The following is an 8487-nucleotide window of genomic DNA, read 5'->3' on the forward strand; positions in this document are numbered from 1 at the left end:
GGAGGATGTCAAGACCGCATGATGACGAACAGTGCCGCGAGGCCGCTGACGCCGAGGACGAACCAGTAACTTGCGAACCGGTAGACGATGGCGGCAGCCACCGCCGCACTCCACGGGATCGCCGGTACCAGTCCGACGATGAGGATGGCGAGTGCCGCCTCGACGCCCGCCAGTCCGCCCGGCGTCGGCGTCAACCCGGCAAGCGTACTCGCCGGGACGATGAAGAGCACGAGCACCAGTTCGAGCGGGAGCCCGAGCGCCCGACCCGAGAAGTACAGCGGGAGGGCGAAGAATATCCACCCAGTGTACGAGAAGACGAGTGCGAACAGCAGTTCGCGCGGTTCGTCCGCGATGCGCTCTAACGAGTGGTAGAACCGGTCGATACGGTGTCGAACGCCATCGACCGTGATGCGACTCGTCCGCGTGGCGATGGGCCGAACGAGGGCGAGGACGAGATCTTCGACCCGCTGCCGATAGCGCCATCCGGCGTACGCGAGAGCCGGAACGCCGAACGCCAGCACGACGAGTCCCTGTGCAAGCGTCTTCGCGTTGTCCGGCAGCGAGGCTTTGAGCAGCAGATAACTCAACCCGAGCGCAGCGAAGTTGAAGAATGGAAGCAAATTGAGGAGGTCTGCCGTCACGACGCTGGCGAGGCTGTCCTCGTAGTTCGCTTCCGTATCCCGCGAGAGGATGTAGGCGATGAACGGCTCACCGCCCGCCTGTCCGAGTGGCGTGACGTAGTTGGCGAACGTCGCCGCGAAGTAGGTGACGACGAGACGTCTGAACTTCACCTCGATATCGAGCACCGCGAGCACGATCTGCCACGCTTTCCCCCACGCGGCCAGTCCGACGACCGTCGAGGCGCAGGCGATCCAGACCCACGTGTAGTCGGCCCCCTGGAGCGCACCGATCACTCGTCGCCAGCCTGCGACCATGACGAGCAGGTAGATGAGGACGCCTGCGACGACGAAACCCAGCAGTAGCTTCCCGGTGCCGAACCGTTCGGACAGTCCTGCGGACAGCGCCTTCCCGCCGTCCGATGCCGACTCGTCCGTCACGTTAGTCGATGTACCCGAGGTCTTGGAGTCGGTCTTTGGCGTCGTCACTCATATCACCCAGTACGTCGTCGTCTGAAACCTCTTTCCACTCACCGCCGACGGTCTCCTCGAACGCGGAGAGCGCGCCTTCGAGTTCGACCTCTTCGTCGCTGCCCTCGCCGCGAGCGTCGTGGAGTTCACCGGGGTCCTCGTCGAGGTGGTAGAACTCGTCTTCGATCCGCTCGTTGCGGATGTACTTCGCGTCCGGTCTGCGGGCGGCCCGCATCCGCGAGTAGAACCGCGAATCCTCGTCCAGTTGGATGTTCGCCCGTTTGGCTTTCTCTTCGAGCTGTTTCAGTTCGACTACGGGGCGATAGTACTCCACGAAGGCACACTCGCCGTCACCCGGTACGTCCTCCGCAAAAGACCGGTAATCCGCGTTGAGGATCGACCGCGCTTCGTCGAGCGGCTTGGTCGAGTTCGAGCCCGACACGCCGGTGTGGTCGAGGACGGTGTGATAGAGGTCGATGAGTTCGACCTGTTCGTCGCTCACGCCAGTTTCGAGTTCCGGATGCTTGACCAGCAGCGGCACGTTGATGAGGGGGTCGTAGATACAGAACTCGTGCCCGTACAGGTCGTGTTCGCCGTGGAGTTCGCCGTGGTCGGCACAGATGACGATCATCGTGTCCTCCCACTCGTCGTTCGCTTGCAACCACGAGAACAGGCGTCCGAGCTGGTCGTCGATGTGCCGAATCTCCGCATCGTAGAGACCGCGGATGGCCTCCCACTCTTCGTCGCTGATGTCTCGTGCGCCACAGTTGTATTCCTTCGAGTTCTGGCACACTTCGGTCGAGTCGACGCGGGGAGCGAACTTCTCCCGATACTTCTTCGGTGGGTGGTAGGGCAGGTGGGCGTCCATCAGGTTGATGAACGTGAAGTACGGCCCGTCGGCGTCGTCGATGAACTCGATGGTGCTGTCGATGACCTGCGGCGTCTTCGAGTCCGCGCCCTCACCGCTGGCGAGATACTCGTGTGCCACGTTGCCGAGGCTGACCAGTTTGTCGGCGACGGCACGCAGGCGTTCGTTGTCGTTCATCATCTTCCACGCCTTCGCCATCGGCCCGGAGAGGAAATCGCCGGGCATCACCTCGAAGAAGTTGTTCTGGTCGTCGAACCCGTCCGTGAGGTGCGTGTAGGGCGTTATCCACGCGTTCGAGGAGTAACAGGCCGTCTCGTATCCGTTCGCGGAGAGCGTCTGTGCGAGCGTCGTTGCGCCCTCAAGATAGGGGTTTTCCTGGCTCGCGCCGTGTTCGCTGGGGTACATCCCCGTGAACAGTGAAGCGTGTACCGGGAGCGTCCACGGAGCGGGGGCAACAGCCTGCTCGAACACGGTCGCGTCTTCTGCGAACCGTTCGAGGCCCGGCGTCGTCGGTCGGTCGTATCCGTACACGGATAGGTGGTCTTTCCGAACAGTATCCATGACCACGAATACGACGTTCTGCGCCGAGGCGTCGTCGTTCGTCATACTGTCGCCTGCTACAGCGTCCGGTGGGATAAATATCGTGATTCGGGGCGTGGAACCGGCCGAAAACTAAAAATACGGGGATTAGAACGGAGCCTGTGGACCTTCGTCCTCGTCACCATCGTCGGTGGTCTCACCGGGGAACGATGGACTCATTCCACCACCGTCGCCACCCATCCCGGTGTCGGCGTTGACCTTCTCGATCTCGGGAATCTCTTTGACCATCCGGCTCTTGATCGCCTGGATCGTCATCGGGGAGATACCACAGCCACTGCACGCGCCGCCAAGCATGATGGTGACCTCACCGGTCTCGCGGTCGATGTTCTGGATGGCGGCACTGCCGCCGTGCATCTGAATCTGTGGGAAGTTGCGGCGCAGGAAATTGCTGACCCGCTCTTCCAAGTCGTCGGCCTCTTCCTGAGTGTCGGTGCTCATGTTCCGGAGTATGGTGCCAGCCTCCTTAGGCCTTTCCACTACCCTCGGTTCGAAATCGGGCGATGCTCGCCGGTCACACACCGAATATCGACTGTTTCGCCGGAGTTCCTAACAGAATATTTATGTGCTATTCCAGCATCTATCGGCCACCGATGAACCCTTTAAAAGTACTATTGGAGATGGTCGATGGATTCCGAGACGGTGGCGTCGAAGAAGCACTCTCGGAAGGTGTCGAAGAGACGGCAGAACAGGCGCTCGACCGCGAACTCTAAGATTCGAAGCCGAAGATACGACGAAGTTCGGTCTCGATCCGTTCGACGTAGATGTCGAGTACCCCTTCTACTTTCTCGTCGTCGACGAGGACACCCTGGAGTCGGTCGATCGGATTCTCGGGGAGTTCGATACGGAACTCGCCATCACCCTCGTAGAATGGCTCGCTCTCGTTCAGGATCTGCTGGTCGATAGCGTGGATCAGTTCGGAGTCGTATCGTTCGTTCAGATCGTTGAAGGCGTTCTTGTACGCTCGCTGGAGTTCGTTGAAATAGTGGACGTACTTGTCCTCGAACTTCTCGGGGTCGAACTCGGTCATGTCCGGAACGTAGAGAGGGGCGGGTAAAAATGGGACTATTCGATTCGAGGTGAGAGAGACGAGAGGTTCGAAGAGATCTCGATCTGCATATTTTTCGGCAAAACATCAAGTGAATACGCCTCCTATCGAATATACGGGTCACGTCGATAGCGAAGACACCGATCACGACCATGCCAGAAATAACGAATCTCGACGATTTGGAATCGACACCGCACGCAGAGGTCTTCGACCAGCAGGCACCACGGACGGTACGCCTCCAGCTCGAAGCGGGACAACGAATCCCGCCCCACCAGCATCCCGGCGAAGACATCGTTTTGCACCTGCTCTCGGGACACATCGGACTCGAACTCGGGGACGAACAGTGTGACCTCCATCCGGGCGACATCGCCCGGTTCAGCGGCAATCAGGACATCTCACCCGCTGCGGTCGAAGAGAGCGTCGCTGTACTCGTCTTCGCACCGAGCACGTAGCCCAGGACGCTATTTCCTGCACAGACCCCGGTCAGAACGACGTAGCGAGCACTTGCGAGAGATATCTGTTCGGATCGGAGACCGTGATTTTGTATAGCGATATGCGATACATTACCCGGAGCGGTGTATCACGAGGTAAGAGAAGAAAAACAGGCGTGAGGCTACTATACAACCTCTTTTTGGCATTTCCACCAGCCAGATCGAGAGGTGGCGAACGAAGGACCGATTCACGCGGTGATTCGAACGGGTCGGCGACACTCGGATACCGAAGGAAGGGTATCGAAGTGAGAACAGTCAGGAGAAGATCGGCGCTGTGACGATTTCTGTGGTCAGTTCGACGAGAATCCCGAAATCAAGACGTGTCTCTCACACCTCGTGAACGGTCACACTCAGATCGCCCTCAGCGACTTCAGCGGTCATCATCGTTGCACCGTCGGCCCGCCCGACCCCCGTTGCCGACCCCGGATTCAACAGCCGAACACCATCGTGAACCGTATCTTCGACGTCGTGACTGTGGCCACCGATCCCAACCATCGGTTCGTCAGCTCTACACCGGGTAACGTCGGCGATGGTGTTCAACCAATCCTCTCGGCTGGTGACGACACCTTCCGAACTAAAGACAGCCCGTTCGACGAGGTTGACGATGCCGTGTACCACGACGACCGTCACACCCTCGATTTCGATCGATGCTACCGGTGGAAGATCGATGTCGTTGGGGTCTGCGTTACCATATACTGCAGTCAGGTCTGGAGCGAGGAGTTCGACGAGTTCTCGGAGAGCGTCCTTCGAGCCGAAGTCGCCTGCGTGGATGACGTAATCGGCCTGCTGGATGTACTCACGAAACGGGTCGGGGATGGCTCGCTCTTGCTCCGATATATGTGTGTCAGAAGGGATCGCGATCTCCATGAAATAGAATTGACAATCGGAGTGAAAGAGCTTCTCGACCGATGACTCGGGCGATCCGGCATCGATCGGGGAATGCGCACGTATTCGAAGGATATCGGCACGGGAGAAGCATTTCAGAAGGAATCGGTGTATCGGAAGCCAGTTCCTCATAAATCGCATTTCGCTATATCAAATCGCAGATAGGAAGGAGTCCTGTCTGCGAATCCAGCACGAGAAAGCGACTACCCGAGTTGTTCGCCGACCAGTTCGTCGGCGTGCGCGACGAACGCCGCTTCTTTGCCTTTCGGCACCGTCGCCCCCGCAGCGACGTTGTGACCGCCGCCGTCTCCGCCGACCGCCTGCGACGCTTCTTTCATCACGACGGAGAGGTCGAGGCCCTTGCGCGTGAGGTGGGGCGTCCCGCGTGCGGAGACTTTCACTTCCTCGTCGTTCTTCTCGGCGAAGGCGAAGATGGGCGTTCCACGGTCGATACCGTCCGCACCGACTGCCATGCCCGCGACGATGCCAACGATAGTTTCGCGAACGCGGTCACCGGCGTGGAACCACTGAACGTGTTCCTCTCGGGTGACGCCCTCCGACTGCACCCAGTTGATGGCTTCCGAGAGGTTGCGACGGTGATTCGTCAGGAGGGTTCTCGCCCGTTCGAGTGCGGCGTCGCGGTCACCGAGACAGACAGCGAGGCCGACGTCCGCGCGTTCGTAGCGCGCCGTGGCGTTGAGAAGGGTCGAAAACTCGCTTACGTCCCGGAGTTCGGTTCCCTCCTCTTCTGCGACGAGCGTGTACGCGGTTCCGACCAGGCCGTCGATCTTCTGGGCGGGTACGCCTTTCCGCATCGCGCGCTGGACGAGTGCGCTAGCGACGGTCTGTTTCTCGTCGCCGGTCAGGTCGACCCAGCGCCGCCAGTCGCCACCTTCCTGCAGGTCGATACCCAGTCCATCGAGAAATCGAAGGACGCCGTTCTGGTCGTTCGAGATACCGGGGATGTACACGTCGGTCGCGTATTCGAGTAGTTTCGGAAGCGGTCGGGTCTGCTTGCCGTACAGTGCGAGGTCGGTGCCGGTTTCGACGACGCCAGCGTCGATTCCTTCGTCGACGATGCCCGTGTTCGCACCGACGAGTTCGCCATCCGAAACCTGCATATCGCCGACTGCTCCGACGACGGCGAGTGCTGCGAGGTCGCGGTTGTCGGTACCATCCAGTTCGAGCGCCCGCGCGAGGACGTAGCTCGCGCCCGCACCGGAGAGTTCCGACGAACCGTCGAGACCGAACAGCAGAGGATTGAGGTGGAACTCGGTATCCGCGTCGGCAGGCTGGTGGTGGTCGGCGATGACGGGCGTGAAATCACCCGCAGACTCGTGTTCTGCGATGATATCGAGTTGCCCGCTTCCGAAGTCGGTGAACAGGACGGTATCGTACTCGGTCGCTGCAATCGAGGCGATCTCATCTGCGTCGAGCTGCTTGCTGAACACCGTCTCGAAGGGAATGTTGGCTCGTTCGAGCGCAGACGAGGCGATAGCGGCGCTCGTCAGACCGTCGGCGTCGATATGCGAGGCGAGCAGGACACCGTCCGCGTCGTGAAGGCGGTCTGCACAGGTCGTCGCACGCTTCGTCAGTTCCGGAACCGGGCCACTCATGGGTACACCATTGTCGCGTCCTCTCGTTTAAACCTCGGTGTTCTCACGGATGTGCGCGACCGCGTCGCGTGCAAGTCGGTCGAACGAGGCAGTTTCGGGAACCACGTCGACGTGGAGACCGTGTTCGTGAACCGTCTCGTCCGTCGGCGAACCGATCGCACCGACAGTGCTGTCCCGGAGGCCCGCGATCACCTCGTCCCGGATACCACGGGCGGCGGCGGCGGCGAGAAAATGTTCGACAGTGAGCGACGAGGTGAACAGGACGCCATCGAGATCACCGTCTGCGGCGAGTTCTGCGGAGTGACCTGCACCGTTCGGGCGAACGAGTTCGTAGAGCACCGTCTCGTGAACGTCGGCCCCGGCATCGGCGAGGCCGTCGGTCAGCACGTCGCTTCCGTGATCACTTCGAGCGACTTCGACGCGCTTGCCTGTCACGCGGTCTGCGAGCGCAGTGACGAGACCGTGAGAGGAGAACTCCTCGGGGACGACGTGGACATCGTACCCGTGTTCGCGGAGCGCCTCAGCGGTCGAATTGCCGATAGCGCAGACCGTCGCATCGCCCGGATTCCAGCCAGCCTCGTGTGCGAGTTCGACACCAGTCTTGCTCGTCAGCACGACGAAATCTGCATGCTGGGGGGAGTTGCCGGTCGGTTTCACCGCGAGCATAGGGTCAGCGACTGGCTCGACGTCGAGCGATTCGAGCACTGCGACAGCTTCGTCGAGTCGCTCGTCGTCCGGGCGGAATATCGCGATCTTCATCCGTCCTCCCGAGCCGCCTCGATCAGGTCGCGGGCACCGCGGTCTGCGAGTTCGCTGGCGACCTGCTTCGCACCGGTGACGTGCGTCTGAACCGGAACATCGCGTTTCATCGAGACGCTCTCCGAACCATCGGCGCTGAACACCTGCGCTTCGACGTGGACGTTCTCGCCCTGGATGATGGCGTGGACGCCGATGGGAGCGATACAACCGCCGTTCAGTTCGCGGAGGATCGTCCGTTCGACGGTCGTCTCGACCCGCGTCCGGGGGTGGTCGAGCACGGTGTGGACGTTCTGTGCGAGTTCGGTGTCGAGCGTGACGATGGCGAGCGCGCCCTGCCCCGGTGCGGGGACGAACTCCTTCGGCGAGAGGCGGTCGTACTCGACGTGATGTGCGAGACCACTGCGCTGGAGGCCCGCCTCGGCGAGGACGATGGCGTCGTACTCCGTTTCGATTTCGCGTTCGAGTGCGCGGCGCTCGACCTCGGAGATGTCGTCGAACCACTCTTCGACCGTCTTGTCGTAGGGGAACTCGTAGCTGTCGTCCTTTCCGACGTGCCCCTTGCGCTCTTTTTCTTCCTCGGTTCGCGCTTCGTGTTCCTGTTGCAGTGTCGGTGCGAGCAGCTTCTCGATTCGTGTGTCGATGTTGCCGCGCAGGGGTTCCACGGTGAGATCCGGACGAAGGTTCAGTAGTTGTGCCTTCCGGCGGAGGCTCGACGTCCCGACGACCGCACCCTCCGGAAGTGCGTCGATGGGCTTTCCATCCGGCGTCACGAGTACGTCGTTCGCACTCGCGCGCTCGGGGACGCCCGCGACGATGAGTTCGTCCGGGTGCTCGGTCGGCATGTCCTTCATCGAGTGGATCGCGCCGTCCACCTCCTCGTCCAAGACGCGTTGGTCTAAATCACGGACGAACGCGCCGGTCTTCCCGAGCTCCGTGATGAGCGCGTCGTCCAGTCGGTCGCCCGTCGTCTCCACTTCGACCAGTTCGACCGAGAACCGACGGTCTTCCAGCGCCGCCTTTACCTCCCCCGACTGTCGGACGGCGAGATCTGACCCCCGTGTCGCGAGACGAATCTCCTTTCCGCGATAACTCATATCGGAGACTGGGAACCCCACGTTGAAATCCGCTTCGCAAC

The 8487-nt window shown here is 61.0% G+C and carries 9 protein-coding genes; 1 reads left to right on the forward strand and 8 read right to left on the reverse strand.

Translation table 11 applies throughout. The annotated features are described in order from the left end of the window. Positions 1 to 8: 8 nt before the first annotated feature. From ACR3FE_RS16835 to ACR3FE_RS16850, 4 genes are all read right to left on the reverse strand, one after another. Positions 9 to 1058, reverse strand: coding sequence for a lysylphosphatidylglycerol synthase transmembrane domain-containing protein (locus tag ACR3FE_RS16835; RefSeq protein ID WP_458208531.1), 1050 nt, complete (start codon positions 1056 to 1058; stop codon positions 9 to 11). 1 nt (position 1059) lies between these two features. Next, positions 1060 to 2562, reverse strand: coding sequence for a sulfatase (locus ACR3FE_RS16840; protein WP_458208514.1), 1503 nt, complete (start codon positions 2560 to 2562; stop codon positions 1060 to 1062). Between the two features lie 81 nt (positions 2563 to 2643). Further along, entirely contained in the window at positions 2644 to 2994 is a 351-nt protein-coding gene (locus tag ACR3FE_RS16845) for a NifU family protein (protein ID WP_458208516.1), read from the reverse strand. Between the two features lie 268 nt (positions 2995 to 3262). After that, positions 3263 to 3583, reverse strand: coding sequence for a DUF5783 family protein (locus tag ACR3FE_RS16850; RefSeq protein ID WP_458208517.1), 321 nt, complete (start codon positions 3581 to 3583; stop codon positions 3263 to 3265). A 170-nt stretch (positions 3584 to 3753) separates the two neighbouring features. Here ACR3FE_RS16850 and ACR3FE_RS16855 point away from each other — a divergent pair, with 170 nt between their 5' ends. Beyond that, positions 3754 to 4053 carry a cupin domain-containing protein gene (locus tag ACR3FE_RS16855; RefSeq protein ID WP_458208518.1) on the forward strand — a complete coding sequence of 100 codons (300 nt, stop codon included), beginning with the start codon at positions 3754 to 3756 and terminating at the stop codon, positions 4051 to 4053. Positions 4054 to 4419: 366 nt separating this feature from the next. On the opposite strand, the gene ACR3FE_RS16860 is transcribed toward ACR3FE_RS16855, so the two are convergent. The 4 genes from ACR3FE_RS16860 to hemC all read right to left on the reverse strand — a co-directional run bounded on the left by ACR3FE_RS16860 (position 4420) and on the right by hemC (position 8446). Then, positions 4420 to 4959: a metallophosphoesterase family protein gene (locus ACR3FE_RS16860; protein ID WP_458208519.1), complete on the reverse strand. Its 540-nt coding sequence runs from the start codon at positions 4957 to 4959 to the stop codon at positions 4420 to 4422. 221 nt (positions 4960 to 5180) lie between these two features. After that, positions 5181 to 6593, reverse strand: a complete 1413-nt coding sequence (locus ACR3FE_RS16865; protein WP_458208520.1) for a DHHA1 domain-containing protein — start codon at positions 6591 to 6593, stop codon at positions 5181 to 5183. Between the two features lie 27 nt (positions 6594 to 6620). Beyond that, positions 6621 to 7352 carry a uroporphyrinogen-III synthase gene (locus ACR3FE_RS16870; RefSeq protein WP_458208521.1) on the reverse strand — a complete coding sequence of 244 codons (732 nt, stop codon included), beginning with the start codon at positions 7350 to 7352 and terminating at the stop codon, positions 6621 to 6623. Beyond that, positions 7349 to 8446, reverse strand: a complete 1098-nt coding sequence (hemC, locus tag ACR3FE_RS16875) for a hydroxymethylbilane synthase (RefSeq protein WP_458208533.1) — start codon at positions 8444 to 8446, stop codon at positions 7349 to 7351. Before hemC ends, ACR3FE_RS16870 begins: the two co-directional genes overlap by 4 nt. Positions 8447 to 8487: the final 41 nt, after the last annotated feature.

It is taken from the genome of Haladaptatus rarus, assembly GCF_054177585.1.

Bases quoted from the DNA above. Each gene is read 5' to 3' on its own strand.
- ACR3FE_RS16850 (WP_458208517.1), bottom strand. From the start codon at position 3,583: ATGACCGAGTTCGACCCCGAGAAGTTCGAGGACAAGTACGTCCACTAT.
- ACR3FE_RS16840 (WP_458208514.1), bottom strand. From the start codon at position 2,562: ATGACGAACGACGACGCCTCGGCGCAGAACGTCGTATTCGTGGTCATG.
- ACR3FE_RS16855 (WP_458208518.1), top strand. From the start codon at position 3,754: ATGCCAGAAATAACGAATCTCGACGATTTGGAATCGACACCGCACGCA.
- ACR3FE_RS16845 (WP_458208516.1), bottom strand. From the start codon at position 2,994: ATGAGCACCGACACTCAGGAAGAGGCCGACGACTTGGAAGAGCGGGTC.
- ACR3FE_RS16860 (WP_458208519.1), bottom strand. From the start codon at position 4,959: ATGGAGATCGCGATCCCTTCTGACACACATATATCGGAGCAAGAGCGA.
- hemC (WP_458208533.1), bottom strand. From the start codon at position 8,446: ATGAGTTATCGCGGAAAGGAGATTCGTCTCGCGACACGGGGGTCAGAT.
- ACR3FE_RS16865 (WP_458208520.1), bottom strand. From the start codon at position 6,593: ATGAGTGGCCCGGTTCCGGAACTGACGAAGCGTGCGACGACCTGTGCA.
- ACR3FE_RS16870 (WP_458208521.1), bottom strand. From the start codon at position 7,352: ATGAAGATCGCGATATTCCGCCCGGACGACGAGCGACTCGACGAAGCT.